The 14,864-nt window shown below is 43.8% G+C and carries 14 protein-coding genes; all 14 read right to left on the bottom strand.

Annotated features, from left to right (window positions below; translation table 11 throughout):
• Positions 1 to 18 precede the first annotated feature (18 nt).
• On the bottom strand, positions 19 to 3,294 hold the full coding sequence (locus GCU48_RS15810; protein WP_152380631.1) for a DUF5704 domain-containing protein: 3,276 nt from the start codon (positions 3,292 to 3,294) through the stop codon (positions 19 to 21).
• 4 nt (positions 3,295 to 3,298) lie between these two features.
• On the bottom strand, positions 3,299 to 4,243 hold the full coding sequence (locus tag GCU48_RS15805) for a copper amine oxidase N-terminal domain-containing protein (RefSeq protein WP_152380630.1): 945 nt from the start codon (positions 4,241 to 4,243) through the stop codon (positions 3,299 to 3,301).
• Positions 4,244 to 4,687: 444 nt separating this feature from the next.
• On the bottom strand, positions 4,688 to 5,320 hold the full coding sequence (locus tag GCU48_RS28095; RefSeq protein ID WP_244315719.1) for a DUF6805 domain-containing protein: 633 nt from the start codon (positions 5,318 to 5,320) through the stop codon (positions 4,688 to 4,690).
• Positions 5,321 to 5,323: 3 nt separating this feature from the next.
• Complete coding sequence (locus tag GCU48_RS28090) at positions 5,324 to 6,301, bottom strand: glycoside hydrolase family 127 protein (RefSeq protein ID WP_244315718.1); 978 nt, start codon at positions 6,299 to 6,301, stop codon at positions 5,324 to 5,326.
• A 19-nt stretch (positions 6,302 to 6,320) separates the two neighbouring features.
• Entirely contained in the window at positions 6,321 to 6,689 is a 369-nt protein-coding gene (locus GCU48_RS15795; protein ID WP_152380629.1) for an MmcQ/YjbR family DNA-binding protein, read from the bottom strand.
• A 160-nt stretch (positions 6,690 to 6,849) separates the two neighbouring features.
• Positions 6,850 to 7,275 (bottom strand): MaoC family dehydratase, encoded by a 426-nt coding sequence (locus GCU48_RS15790; protein ID WP_152380628.1) that lies wholly within the window; start codon positions 7,273 to 7,275, stop codon positions 6,850 to 6,852.
• 491 nt (positions 7,276 to 7,766) lie between these two features.
• The gene (locus GCU48_RS15785; RefSeq protein ID WP_152380627.1) at positions 7,767 to 8,357 is read right to left on the bottom strand and encodes a TetR/AcrR family transcriptional regulator; all 591 of its coding nucleotides are present in this window, start codon (positions 8,355 to 8,357) and stop codon (positions 7,767 to 7,769) included.
• A gap of 122 nt (positions 8,358 to 8,479) precedes the next feature.
• Positions 8,480 to 9,301: an SDR family oxidoreductase gene (locus GCU48_RS15780; protein ID WP_152380626.1), complete on the bottom strand. Its 822-nt coding sequence runs from the start codon at positions 9,299 to 9,301 to the stop codon at positions 8,480 to 8,482.
• A gap of 365 nt (positions 9,302 to 9,666) precedes the next feature.
• The gene (locus tag GCU48_RS15775; protein WP_152380625.1) at positions 9,667 to 10,287 is read right to left on the bottom strand and encodes a hypothetical protein; all 621 of its coding nucleotides are present in this window, start codon (positions 10,285 to 10,287) and stop codon (positions 9,667 to 9,669) included.
• Positions 10,288 to 10,387: 100 nt separating this feature from the next.
• The gene (locus GCU48_RS15770; protein ID WP_152380624.1) at positions 10,388 to 10,843 is read right to left on the bottom strand and encodes a DinB family protein; all 456 of its coding nucleotides are present in this window, start codon (positions 10,841 to 10,843) and stop codon (positions 10,388 to 10,390) included.
• Positions 10,844 to 10,967: 124 nt separating this feature from the next.
• A complete protein-coding gene (locus GCU48_RS15765; protein ID WP_152380623.1) occupies positions 10,968 to 12,176 on the bottom strand; it encodes an MFS transporter in 1,209 nt (402 codons plus the stop codon).
• Between the two features lie 51 nt (positions 12,177 to 12,227).
• The gene (locus GCU48_RS15760) at positions 12,228 to 13,208 is read right to left on the bottom strand and encodes an aldo/keto reductase (RefSeq protein WP_244315716.1); all 981 of its coding nucleotides are present in this window, start codon (positions 13,206 to 13,208) and stop codon (positions 12,228 to 12,230) included.
• A 3-nt stretch (positions 13,209 to 13,211) separates the two neighbouring features.
• Positions 13,212 to 13,805 (bottom strand): Crp/Fnr family transcriptional regulator, encoded by a 594-nt coding sequence (locus GCU48_RS15755; protein WP_152380622.1) that lies wholly within the window; start codon positions 13,803 to 13,805, stop codon positions 13,212 to 13,214.
• A 143-nt stretch (positions 13,806 to 13,948) separates the two neighbouring features.
• Complete coding sequence (locus tag GCU48_RS15750; protein ID WP_244316298.1) at positions 13,949 to 14,830, bottom strand: AraC family transcriptional regulator; 882 nt, start codon at positions 14,828 to 14,830, stop codon at positions 13,949 to 13,951.
• Between the last annotated feature and the right edge of the window lie 34 nt (positions 14,831 to 14,864).

Below are 14,864 nucleotides of genomic sequence, written 5' to 3'. Positions count from 1 at the left end.
ATTTGTATATCCTCCCAATTAGTGAGGGACAAATGAACCGAAATCATCCCGACTGGACTGGTCTGCATGATAAAACACAACATCCCCATCCTGTAAATGAAAGGCATGTCCGTATGAGTCTTTTACCTCTCTGCGATACCCCTCCAGCTGCCATTGGTTCAGCAACGGACCATTGATATATTGCAAATGTGGATGCTCCGTGTCCCCATGACGAAGCGATTCCAAATTGAAGCGGACGACGATAAAGCCCGTTTTCTTAAATATATCCGTATGCTCGTTTAGCTCTCGCTGACGGCTTTCATTACGTAGATCCGTCCCTTTGGTGACGGCGTACACATCGGCAGGCAGGCTATATTCGCCATACCAGCGCTGAATCGCCGCATTGGCACGGTCGACATCAACCCCATCCGGCAGGTCTGTCTTCGGACCGATTAAGGTACGGACCGCCGCGGGCAGCACTAGCCAATCGTAGCGGCCAATCCACGTTTTGCTGCGTGCAATACGCTGGGCATATAGCGCTACATAACGTTCCAGCGTTAACTGGCTCCGCTGTGCTTCACTCAGTTCATGTTGATATTGGTAGGCTGCTGTATCCTGCATTTCCTCTATGGGGACATTGCGCAGCCGCTCATTCAAAATAACATATCGTTTCTCCCGGTCCTCTGCCGATCCCACACGGATAAATTTTCGGCTGCCGGAATGCGTATACAGATCCACCTCTTCCCGCTGTCGCCCATCTTTGCTCACCCAATAAAATGAGGGCGTAATGCGGATACCATCCTTGGCGCTGAACATATTACCTTTAGTTTTGAGATCAAACTTGAAATGATAGCCTGTCTTGACCGCCACATTTTGGTAGCCCTCATGCGGATGACTACCAGGACGTACAGGCAGGGTAAACAGCTCCGGATTTCCCCTTGGCAATCCGTCGATGCCGCCTAGCCCTGTCCAGTAGGACAGACCGCTATGCAGCGGGCTTCCCTTGTGCTGACGAAATACCCGCTCCCAATGATAATCGGCAATATCGGTGATATGAAAATCATACATCCGTCCGATAACTTCAATGTTGACCACATCATTGGCAACATGATGAGCAAGATCCATATTGGCATGACGCTGTTCGGTGAACCCGTCCGGTGCATTTTCAGCAATGGTACGGAACTCGACTGTGTAGTTGCCTTCATCCACCCATACCGGTAAATAAAAGTCTGTATCCAGCTGCTGCACCGGAATGTCAATCCAGGTACCTCGCGGATAAAATTTTGTCTTTCCTTTATCGTACACATCGAACGGGAATCGCACCTGCTTAGTTCGTACATATTTGGCATATTCCCGGTTCCCGTAGCCGGGAATATTCAAATGTGGGCCTGAGGTCGAGATTCTCACCTGGAAAGGGCGCTCCAAGATAAGAGCCGATCGCCCCTTCGTAGGCTTGGTTTTCTGGTTATGAGCAGCATCATCCGATACGCTGGAAAGATTCACGACGGGAGTGTGGACAGTCACCGTGTTAATCCCTTGTATCGAAAACGTCTTATCCGCACCGCCATTGATATTCCCTTTGAGAATAGCGAAGATAATATCACCGCTGCTAGCCGTATTGGGCTTATTTATCTTGTGCTGATCAATCACATGACCCGGACTGTATAGCACATCCGGCCCAATCGCCCCGGAAGAAGGAATAACACCCGGCCTGGGTCCATTCACCTTCACGCGCTGCGGATTCATGATGGTCCTGTTCTCAAAGGTCAGGGTATCGTTCTCCACTTCGACTTCCTTAACAGCCCCCTCTGCCTTGGATTGTAGTGTACTGCGTTCGTCAGGTACACTCGGCTTGCTGCTGCCTCCACTTTTGCTGCGACTACCAGCATCCACGGTTCCCGGTGCAGGGGGCGGATAAAAGTTGCCCATGGTCGCTGCGACATATGAAGGTAAGGTATAGGATTGCGGACGAATGGTGATTGTTTCATTAGGTAACGCATAATTTCGGAGCGTAGCTTCCCTGATACCGTACACCTCCAAGTTGTCTATCTTCCAAAAAGAGTACGGACGTACGATTTTGTAGGTATAGGTTTTTTTCACAGTTTCTCTCCGCGTAGATTTTTTCTTGGGCCGCCAGCTTAACCGATATTCCCGTTTTACATTTACCGTATACGTACACTGACCCGTCATGTTTACAAACTTATGCTGGAAAAGGTATCTCTTGGCTTGTACATGACCGTACAGGCTCTCAGATGTAGGAATACCTTTGGACACGTCAAACTGTTCCCGGCCACGCTGGTCTGCTTTAATAACGGCCGATACTGTCGGGTCCAGCTCGGCAGTTTCCAAGCGCAAGCCAGGAACTGGGCGGGAGCAGACAACACCTTTCGTCGGCTGTTCCTCGCCTTGGCAATCTGAGGGTGAGCCCTCTTGGCTTTCTCCAGGTTTAGGACAGCCCTGACCTTCTTTGTAATACAAATAAGCGGTAAACTGCTCAAAAGAACCATCATACGTAAACCCGGGTACAATGCCCGGCAAAATATCTCCGCTCGGCGGTTTACCCGTCGTGCTTTTCTTGTAACCCACATATTCATATTTAGGATTGGTTGGTGGGATGAAATCATACGGTTGATCAGGTTTTAGTTCATCTTCAACTGGTGTAAATACGTTGTTAAGCGATTTTCCATCAGTGGTAAAATGCTTGACGATTAGACTGCTCTCCAGTTCGATTTTGAACAGGATGGGCTGGTAGATGCGCCAGGCCTCTACTTCTTTAGCGCATGTGGGACAGCTCTCTTCTTTAATGTTGCGAGCCTGATCTACTGGATCAAGTTTCATATTTATGGTGATTGGGATGATAGTAGTGTCTGAACCAATTCCCTGTTTCTGAAAGGGACGGATATCTGAATCTTTTGTCCCCTTACTCATATGCCTCGCATATTCCTCATAATTATCAGACCTAGATTTCACAAAATAGTCACCATTACTCATATAATCGGCTGTCGTATATAATCGAGCGGTAACGTTCTTGATTTTACGGCCCGGAAACTGAAACTTGTAGGTGAAAGTCGCTTCACCCTGCATTCCCTTTCCGGGCTGCTTTTTTTGGGTTACCCATTCCCCGGCTGTGTTCTTCCACATATCGAAATACATCATACCGACAAAATAGCGATCGTTTTTATCCGCATAATAAGACAAGGGTGTAATTTCCGTATCGGCCGCCGCCCTATCCGTGGGGAAATAAAAGGGAGGGAGCTGCAACAGTAGCTGCACTCCCACCAGCAAAACGACCAAAATGCGCTTGGTGTTACTCATATGATTAATTTCCTTTCCACGGATTAACCATCATCGGGATATAGTCCCTTGATGCGAGATCAAAACCAATATACTCAATGTCTTGCAACTTAAAAGATTTATAGTTTTTAACACCTAAGTAAATCTCATCAGCAGACGAATATATCGGATAATAAACCATTTTCGTACCATCCCCATTGTCTTGCGTCATTTGTTCTAGTGCAGGACGAAGACGTGCGTCTTTATTCTTCGTCAGATAGAAAATTCCTCCTGTAGAAGAATTTGTTTTTACTCTCATTCGTAGGTAGGGTACACCCTTAGAGGTTGTGTAAGGTTCTATTGAGTAAGTATCTCGCAGCATCTTAATAGGTAGATCATATTGTTTAAAAATCACCACTTTATCGTATGACTTACCAATAACATTTTTTAAAAGCCCTGGTATTGTACCAATCGCCTTCCTATACGGCTCGATACTCACCGCCTGATGCCCTGTATCCTCCAGCGCAGTGATTTCCTTCTTCCCGATCCAGACCCAGCGGCTGATCTTATCCCACTCCACCGTCTGGCCCAAGCCTTCACTTACTAACCGGAGCGGCACAAAAGTACGGTTCTGCTTCAAAATAATCTTCGTTTCGTATGTTTTGGTCTGTCCGTCCACCGTGGCGGTGTTTTGTCCGACCGTCATGCTAACGGCATGTGCATCATTTTTGATCGACACAGCCAATTGACCGCCTGCTTTTTCCCAACCAACCTTGGCCCCCAAGGCTTCGGATACAAAACGAATAGGAACCATCACGTAATCGTTACTATCCTGAAAGGGTTTAGCATCCGGGAACTGTATCTTTTTCGCATTTAACAAGACCTCAATCGGTTGGGGGTTGTTTGCCGCCTCCGTCGTTGGAATTGTACTTGTCGCGCCCCATAGCAACGTAACTGCGGTCAAACTCAATATCCATTTTTTTATACTCATCTCTCTATCCCCTTTGTCTACTAGTACTCTAAACTATGTATATCAACCCTACTCTCATATACTTATTGCATCCCCACTTTCGGAAAATACTGGATACAACTTATATATTATATGGTTTCCTTATTACAAAATCTATAAGGAAAACTTCTAACATATAGACATTTTAAAAAAAGCCATCCCAATCTCTATCGCCGAACTCGAAAAAGTGAATATAAAACGGAGTAGGCAAAAATGTACTAAACCAACAAAAAAGGACTGCCTCTCCCCAGTTAAGGAAGAAACAGCCCGTGTGCTTCACGCGCAAACGACTATGAATAAATCAGTTCATAACAACATTGTTCCAACATCATCCAATATTTCTTACATCATAAATCATAATCTATTAAAAATCAAACATTACTTTTACTCACAAAGCATCTCAAAGGACATCCATCCGCTATCACGCTAGTTACCCGCCTGATAGAGCTGCTCATACACCTCTTTATTGACCATTCTCAGCCCAAACAATCTGCGGATACGCTGTCCCGGCTTGGCCTTAAAGGTCACTGTCGCTATGTCCTTACCCTCCAAATATGCAGCCGGAATGGCGGCATTTACGTTGTAAAACTTATCGGCCTCATCAAAGCCTTCACTAAAATGCTCAAGCGGATGACCGTTAATCAAAATGTCAAAACCACAGTTGGGCATTTCCAGCGTGGCCGTGTAGGTGATAACGAGCAGCATCGGAGCAGTCGGATCTGTTTGCAAATCCAAAGAGAACCAGCCGTCAATGCCCGCATTTCGATAAGGTCGGTTGTTTACATATCCGGTGCGGGTGGAAGCATCCCCCTGAAAGTTATGATCCCGCTCCGGCTGCATTTCTCCAGGCTGGGCAAAGTCAATCGTACACTGCTCCAGAATCGCCAGTTTTTCACGCGCCGCTGTATATTCCTTTTCTGCCTCCTGCCATGTCTCCTTCGTAAAAATGTCCCAATACACCGAGTAAGTACGGTCGTGTATTTTATACAGAGGAGACAATTCCACGTCCCGGGGATGCCCGGCATTCAAGGTGTGGAACGTATTCGTTTTGCCCTCCACCGGCTATATCCGGGCATCCAGTTCCCCCGACTCAGGTATGAATACCGGTGTGTAGAGGAAATCCTTGGCCTTTGGATCATCTATGGGCACGAGGTCGCCTGCCAGCACCAGCGATCCATACATGACAGCCGCCCGGTCCGGGTTATCCGGCATCGGCTCCAGTCTCAGCGACATCGGAAGCTCCACCTCGACAATATCACCGTCTATCCACGTTCTAGCAATAGATACGAAGCTGCCCGGTTCTGACACGACTGCTTGTTCCTTGCCATTTACACGGATAGTCATCCCTTTTTCAGCCCAATAAGGATAGCGGATGAGCAGCATAAATGGAGCAGGTTGATCGCATTGAATTTCCAGCTTGATATGATCCGTGTCCGGATAGGAGGTGGCCTGTTTTAACGTAACCCCTGCTTCTTGCCATTTCAATGTCGAAGCGATGAATTGATTGGCATACAGCTTATTGTGATCGTGAAAATAAATACCGCTGCCGTAGCTTGCATGGTTCTCCATCCCTGTGCCGACACAGCATGTAAAATCATCAAATTTGCTTTCAAAATGCTTGTGTCCGCCCATGGCCAGGGACAGAAAATACGTCACACCCCCGTGAACCGGGTCCTGCGAGGCCAAAATATGATTAAACAGAGCCCGTTCATAAAAGTCCGCCTCCCTGGCGGATACATTCCATTGAAAGAGATGGTTGGTCAGCTTAAGCATATTAAAGGTATTGCACGTCTCCGTCGTATGCGGCCCGATGCGATCATTCAAGCCATCCGGTGCTCCAAAATATTCTCCAAAGCTGTTCCCGCCAATGACATACGAATGATGCTCCACCACTCGTTCCCAAAAAAACTCCACCGGCGCCCGGCGCATCGGATCATTGGTCAGCTCATACTCTTTGGCAAGTCCGATCAGCTTGGGAATTTGCGTATTAGCATGAATTCCTTGCAGGGAGTCTTCCTGTGAGCTAAGCGGGTCGAGCACCAGCTTGTGCCAGAAGCATTCAGCCAGCCGCAGGTAGCTCCCTTCTCCGGTATACCCCTTTTTTCTTCGATTTCGTCAGTTGGAAGCTATGTTGCACCATATCAAAAAGATCATCCTCTTGCATGTTACCATCTAAAATAACGGTATTCCAATGCACTCTATTCATATGATATCCCGGCTTAACTTCTTTAAATATGCTGCGTAGGAAATCGGCTCGACTCGGCTCACATTTGAGGTTGATGCAAAGGTGGCCATCATGCTTGTAAAGCATCGCAAATATTTTTTTATTATCCTTATGACGTATTACAGTCCATTTTTCGTCAAAGGGGTAGTCTTTATAAACGTCGGGATAAGTCAGACAGTAATTTATTATTTCCTCTTTAGTCATCTAGCTCCTCCATAAAATCTATTTTCAAGAGCAACCTTTAGCGGTCACCAGCAGGTAGTCCTCACCTTAAAATCATTATAAAGAACAACTCTGTTCCCCAATCAACTTAATATTAGGAGACTCTCTTCTGTAGGCTCTATATCTACTGTCTGAATACACCTTATTTATTAACTAAAACGGACAATTCACCTTCAAATACTTTCTTATCCTTGTCATTGAAAGTCGTCAGCATAACAGTAACTATTCCTGTTTCATTCAGTTTCTCTCGAAGTGCAGTTACCTCCACAATGGTATGTAATTCATCTCCCGGATACACGGGTTTTATAAATCTAATATTGTTCATAGCAGTTCCAGCAATGACATCATCACTATAACTACCCGTTTCAACCCAAAGCTTAAATGAAATTGCTAGCGTTTGAATTCCTGAGGCTATGATTCCATTAAATCTTCCCTGCGTTGCTTTATCTTCATCCAAATGCATATATTGTGGGTCAAACTCCGTTGCAAATCTGGTAATATCCTCTTTTGTTAATGTTAAAGACTTGGTTCTAAATAGTTGTCCGATATAAAATTCATGGTACCGCATTAATGTACCTCTCCTCTGGTCAAATGATCTGTTTTTTTAAGCATATCATTTATTAAGCTAATCTGCCCGTAGGCATATTAAAAAAGGACAAAACCGCGTAGTGGCGCCTCATGTACATTTATAGCTCAGTTCATATACAAAAAAACTTTATGCGAATAGCGCATAAATATCAATATGTAGCTTCCGCATGCGGCTAGCAATCATCCACTTTTATTTTCAAATGCCTCTTAAGAACATCCTGTTTTATAAATAAAATCCTTACCAGTCCTCGTCAAATATGCTTCCTGAGCAACAATTCTATTCCGTCCACTGCACATGGTGCTGTTGAGTGAATCTTCCATCACTAACCCCCTAGGCAGGTGTGCCTTCGGTTTCGTTATATCCCCTTCAATATAAGCCCTCCAATGGCGACTATGCCCACCCATAAAAACAGAAGCCGCCCTCAAAGGTTGTTATCGAACTTCCTTTGAGGGCGGCTTTTGGCCATCTATTTATGTTAAATCTCTAAGAGTTACAGCATTCCAACACGAACGGATTGCACCACTGGCGCTCTCACTGCTTAACTCGAAGATTCCGTGTAGATGGGCCTTCAGCATATAAACAAATGTGCCGTAATGCATCTGCACCATCATTTTCGGATTCATCGGGATAAACAGCTTCTCCTGAATGGCTTCTTGATATAACTCGTTCATTGGCGCACACCATCCGCCGGTATAGACTTCTTGCTTTACCTCTTCGTAAATGTAAGGCGAGAACGAATACTGCTCAATAAATTGAAAGCCCTGAGGATATTGTTTCCCAAGTTCGATAACCCGATTCCAACCAAATTCAAACTTTTCACGAATCGTTGTGCCCTTCAGCAAGCCTTCTCGCACATACTCTCCATTAAACGTAACAATGGCTTTGTACAATTCGTTAACGATATCTTCTTTGCTTTTGAAATAGTGATAAATATTACCAGTCGATACACCAGACTCCTTGGCGATAAGCGACATTGAGGTAGCCTGTAATTCCTTTCGGATGATAATGTTAAGTGTTGTTTCAAGGATAGCCTGCTGCACCTTGTTATAGTTCTCAAACATTAGGGTATCCCGCTCCCATCATAAGATCGAATGTTCATTCTAATCTAAGATACACCTCATACAATCCGTAGTCAAGATTGTCAGATCGATCTGGCGTTATAACAAAGCGCTTCATAATGGGCTTACATATAATTCTTAGCGATCGTCTCCAAATATTCGTCAATGGACACAGAATTTCTTAGCGCCATCAGATCATTGCCTGCTGTTCCGATGACAGTGCGAAATTTATTGCTCTCTCCAGTCGCCAATGCGGCTATGGCATCCACGATAATCTGAGGATCATCCAATGTAGAGCTGGATTCCGCATGATTCATTAAATTCTGCACTTTCGTCATTAGATTATCGTAATCATGTATGTTATCATCTTGGTTCCAAGTGATACTGTCCTTGAAATTATTTCCTGTAGAACCTCCCTGCTCGATCAATCTAAGCTCGATATTCAACGGCTTCAGTTCGTAATAAAGACCTTCCGTCAGTCCTTCCAAAGCAAATTTCGACATATTATAGAGAGATCCGAGCGGCACCGCTGTCGTGATTCCCATGAAAGAGCTAATATTGATGAACATGCCTCCACCATTGGCTCTGAAATGTGGTATAAATTTACGAATGACATTGATCGGTCCTCGCGTATTAACGGCGAATTGCCAGTCAATAGCTTCCTCTTGGGCTAATTCCAACGGACCGTAAGTCCCCATACCTGCATTATTGATGACGACGTCGATCTTACCGAACGCGGCAATGGCTTGATCTACCGATGTTTGAACTTCATGCACATTGGTGACGTCCAGTTTGAAAATTTTGATATTATCGTAATCAGTAAGCTCCGTTTCTTTGTCGGGTGTACGCATGGTTGCAGCTACGTTCCAGCCCATTTCAGCAAACCGAATCGCCGTAATTTTTCCCAAGCCTGAACTGGTTCCCGTAATAAATACTGTTTTACTCATGTTAATACCTCCAAATTTTAGATTGAATGTTCATTCTATATCAATTAAATGACTTAGATCGAATGTTCATTCTATTATGATACAGGATTTGATTTCTGTCAAATACTTCAATCCTATGCCTTTTTCTCTCCTTTACCACCGTAAAAGAGACCCAAAGAAATAATCTATTGTCGGCTCTATTGAATTTTTAAAACACAACTTTATTGTCTGTGCACAGGAACATATTTTTGTCCCTGGTTCCAAAGGAAACATTTGATCTATGAACCCGCCAAGCTTACTGACTGGCACCTAGCATACACGCAAATGAGATCGATGCAAATAATATCGATAGCAGTTTTGGTGGAATGTCTATGTACATACTATTTTCAATCTTCCCTTTTTACCGGATAGTCTATTTCCTGGATGTCCTCTTCAAGACCAGCAAATTCCAATTCTTCATTAAGACCTTTAAGCATTTTCCCATTCAGTGGCTCTATATCAAATATTCGCTGTACGAGTGATCGATCCAGTGAAATCTCGTAATACTCCGTTGCCCAGGCATAATAATAATCCGCTTTGCCGTTTAAAATATGCAACAGTTCGTAGGCTTTAGCATCCAACTCTTTACTTGCGGACCATGCCTGGCTGCCTTGCAACTTCCATGTGCAAAAGGTAGTCTCATCCATAATAAACGCTGGTTCCTTTAGAAATCCTTCAAATTCGTTAGGCACGCCTTGGAGCACATCATGTGGCCCATGCACCCGATTAAACCGCTGATCAAACCCTTTAATGATCAGTCCGTTTGGCTGAAACAGCGCAAAATAGTGATCCCCTTCGCCGTCCCTCATCGATGCCATCTGTTCATTCTCATCCCAATGGGCGTTGTACGAATAATATCGGTATTCCCACTCCGGCATAAGGATAGCGTCCAGGATGGCTGCAGCTTGAAATATACGTCTGCTCTCCTCGATGTCGGGAAGCATGCCAATGAAGTTTAAATCCGTCATGATCTATCTCTCCTCTACCCAGGTCCTCTTTCATAACATCTCCATTATAAACCATAATTTTTCCTACGACTTTAGATTTTATGGTAATTATTAGGCCCCGTTAGAGTCTCGTGATCGTGATGTAATCGACTTGGGCAGGCTCTGCCGATTCAATCCGAAGTGCCCGGTTGATCTGTCCTCGGTGATACTGCCCATGTAAGAGGACCTGCAACAAGACGTCCCGGGCGGACGTTCGGAACGAACCCCCGCTCTGGTTCTCATAGTCAATCATCTCATCCAGTTCGAATTCCTTGAGCCCTTCGATATAGATGCGATATTGCTCGGCGTTTTCTTCGAACATCGTCCGGATCGCCGTCAGGTCTTCCGTTTCCTCCCACAACGAATATTTCGCACTGCACTTGCCCTGCAATCGGTCCAGCCAGACTCGTTCCGCGACCGCAACATGCCGAACCAGCTTCAGAAGGTCCTTGTTCTTCGTCTCACTCTCCTCGAGCGCGTCCAAGATGCGTCCGTCCGCCCAGTATAGGTGGTCCATCATGCACCTGATTGTCTTCATTTCAGTCTCCCCCTCTTCTTTTCATCGATTACTTATACCTAATGTATCGCGTTAGTTTAGTGACTTCAAACTTTTAATTACCTGATAAAGCGACGTCGTGTTCCCCCCGGGAGGCATACAACTTTTAGCTTTGTTTGAGCTTGCTAAAAACGGGTTTTCGTTCAGTCAGGAAGTACAGGAGGGCCAGAGCCGGGAGAACTGTACCCAAACCAGCTGCAGTCTGCCAGCCACCTTGGGCGTATGCCCAGCCGCCCAAGGAAGAGCCAGCTGCGCCGCCCAAGAAAAATAATGACATGAACAGTCCATTCAAGCGTCCTCTTGATTCTTTGCCAATCGAATAAATAGCGCGTTGACCCAATACCAGATTGCCCGAAACAGCCATATCCAGTGTAATTGCAGCGACAACCATCAGCAGTAAACCCACAACAGAATGACCTTTTACCAGTACGGCAAGCAGGAAGGAAAAAACAGCTACCACCAGGAATGTGCCGGTTAAAGCCCGGGTCCAGCCTTTGTCGGCTAAACGGCCACAAATAGGTGCGGCAATAGCGCCACCCACACCAGCTAAGGCAAACCATGCAATACCCTGCTGCGAGAGGCCAAAGTGATCCGCCAGATGCAGAGGAATAACGGTCCAGAACAAGCTAAAGGCGCCAAACAGACAAGCTTGATAGAAAGCGCGGCGACGTAGAACGGGTGTACGGACAAATAGGGAGCCAAGCGATAGAATCAATTGTCGATAATTTAATGTAGGTGTCGGTTTCCGTTGTGGAAGCACACGAGACAAAACAAGGGTAAGCAGGGCAATCAAAACCATTGAAAAAGCAAAGATCGCTTGCCATCCCCATAAGCTGGCTACAAAGCTGGCCAACGGTCGGGCAAACATAATACCAAGCAGCAAGCCACTCATGACATTGCCGACTACTCGTCCACGTTGTTCTTCTGAAGATAAATAAGTGGCGTAAGGAACAAGAATTTGGGCGACCACCGAGCCAAGGCCAATGAACAGGGAAGCGGTCAGGAAAATTCCTGCGTTGTGGACAAAGGTAGCACCGGCTAGCGCGAGGACCACTACGACCAAAGAAATAACAGTGAGGCGGCGGTTCTCAACAAGATCACTAAGCGGAACTATAAACAGCAAACCAAGCACATACCCAATTTGCGTAATCGTCACGATCAGACTAGCAACAGATGAGGACAATCGGGTAGTTTCACTAATTGGTCCAACCAGTGTCTGCGCGTAATAAAGATTGGCCACGATAATTCCACAAGAAGCAGCAAGCAAAAATGTGAGCCAGGTGGGAATAGACTTGCGTTCGGCTAAAGAATTCATGATGATATACCTCCATCCAAATACAAAGAGCGTTCATTATAAAGCGCAAAATTATTTTTTCATACTTTTTTCCCATGCGCCCCTAACGGATATACCTGTCTCCATAGCTGCGTCTTCTAAATCATGAATGTCCTTTTTTTCTAGTGTAAGAGTTATAGCAGTTAATGCATCGTCAATATGTGCTTCTTTGGTAACTCCTATAATGGGTACAGTCCCCTTTACAAGGGCCCAAGCCATTGCTACGGGGGCCGGTCCAACTTTATATTTGTCTCCAATCTCGCTCATAACATTGATTAAATTTTGAAGTTTTCTTAGGGTTTCTATACTAAATGCTTCTCCTCTTCTTGTATTGCTTTGGAACGGATGATTAGCATTATATTTGCCTGTTAGTGCTCCTTGTTCCAGGACCATATAAGAGAAGAAAACGATATGATTATCGTTACACCAATCGATAATACCTGCTTCTTCTGATTCCCTATATAATAAGCTATAGTGATTTTGAACGGCTGCAAGTTCCAAACCCTCTTTTTCCAGAATGCTAACAGCCAATTTCAATTCATCCAAGTTATGATTAGATACCCCGATGTGTTTAATCTTGTTTTCCTTTGCAAGGGGGATGATTTCTTGTGTCCATTTTTCAACATTCCGGGGATTGTGAATCCAATAAAGGTCAATATTTTCCCTACAAAGTCTCTCCATACTTTCCTTTAATGACTTCCTCATGTTTTGCTCTTGGCCATCGAAGGGTGTGAACTTAGTAGAAATCAATATATCTTGTTCTCCCTTAATGAAATGGCCTAAAATGGTTTCCGATGCGCCATAACCATATACGGCTGCAGTATCCCATAAGGTAAAACCATGTTTAACGGCTTTTTCATAAACAGGTCTCAATTCCTCAGCAGTATAGTTATTTCCAAAAACCCGGTCTCCACCGTTAACACCTGTGCCCCATGACCACGTTCCCAGTGCAATAGCTGGTATTTTGTCGTTTTTCATAGTTACATATTTCATTATGAACTCCTCGCTTTCCAAATTTTAAATTTCCTCCGCAATCGCCCTTCTGATTCTACTCAACGACACGGGTGTAATTCCGATATAAGAGGCGATATAGGCTAGATTGATACGCTTCTCCAACTGGGGATACCTTTTTCTAAAATCCAAATACCTCTCCGTTGCACTTTTTAATAAAAAACTGCTCTCTCTTTGAATTTTATATTCCAACTTACGTTCCAATAATTTTGTATAAGCTTTCATGCAATATATATGATTCTCTATTAATTTTTTAAAATCGTTACATGGCATGGCCATAACTACACTATCCTCCAAAGCCTCGATACAACGGTTTGAAGGTTTATGATCAAACAATATTTCATAACAAAGCACTGAACCCTCTTTTGAAAAAAATCTTGTGATATCATCCCCATTAACATCTATATAAAAGCTTCTTAATAAACCGGAGATAACAAAGTATATTTCTTTTTGTACAACTCCCTGATGAACTAATAAATCTCCTTTAGCAATTTTCTTTTTTGTAAACTTATTCATTGCATGGTTAACGACCTCTTGTGGCAGCTTATCCTGCATAAGCAGTTCAATTGAATTTTGGATTTGAGCGAATTCATCCTTCATCTGTTTCCTCCTTCACTCCCATACTTTATATTTGGTTGCGTTCAGAATTCTGCAACATCTGTCTAGATTATATTTCCATACTCACACCTTGTAATTAACAAAAGATAATAATATGTATATTAAGCGAGTTCATCCATGGGTTATCAATCAGCCATTTTTGATTTTTTGTAGGCTAAGGGTGTCATGTTCATTGCTTTTCTGAATCTTTCTATAAAATAGCTGGTACTGTTAAATCCGACCTTATAGGCAACTTCTGTAACGTTAGATTCTGCTTGCTGCAGTAAGACCAAGCTTTTTTGAATTCGATAATCCATGACATAATTCAGCGGAGTTATCTTTAACACTCGTTTGAAATATCGGCAGCATTCAGAACGGCTCAATTGACCAGCTTTCGCAATATCATCTAATGTGACTTTTTCAGCGTAATGCAAATAGATCCAATTTAACATTTGCTTGATCCGCTGACTCTTTACCATTTCCGTCTGGTCATATTCTAATTTAAAGCCATTCATGACTAAATTTTTCCAGATTATTGTTAAATGCATGGTAATATCCATCTCAAAGTATGGTGATTTTTGTTGAATACATTGATTGATTTTAAAAATGGCATCTAAGATGTTTTTCCCCCAGAGCTCATTAGAATCTATATATACATAAGGTAAGTTAGTTGCTTGAATATAAGGGGCTACATAGGGGCTGTAAAGCTCTGGTGATAAAACGTAATGAGGAGAAGCGTTTAAACAGATATACACACAACCCGATTCATTCTGATCTTCCGCCATGTGTAGGAAGCCACTATTTATAAATAAGCCATCACCTTGTCGTACAATTCGTTTATCTTCATTAATTTGAAAGATCGCTTCCCCTTTTACAACCAGAACAAATTGAATTTCATCATGCCAATGAAGAGGTATATGCCCATGTATATTTTGGTTAATCGTTGTTTCATAACATGCAATCGGTAGTACGACTGTCCGATGCTCAGTTAGTTCTTTTAGGTTTTGGTCAACCATGAAATTTTTTATTTGCAAATCATCACAACCTCAATATATTTATATT

This window comes from Paenibacillus brasilensis (assembly GCF_009363115.1).
GTDB lineage: Bacteria > Bacillota > Bacilli > Paenibacillales > Paenibacillaceae > Paenibacillus > Paenibacillus brasilensis.
Note: the sequence above shows the minus strand (reverse complement) of the source record. Positions and strands in the feature narration are given on the sequence as shown.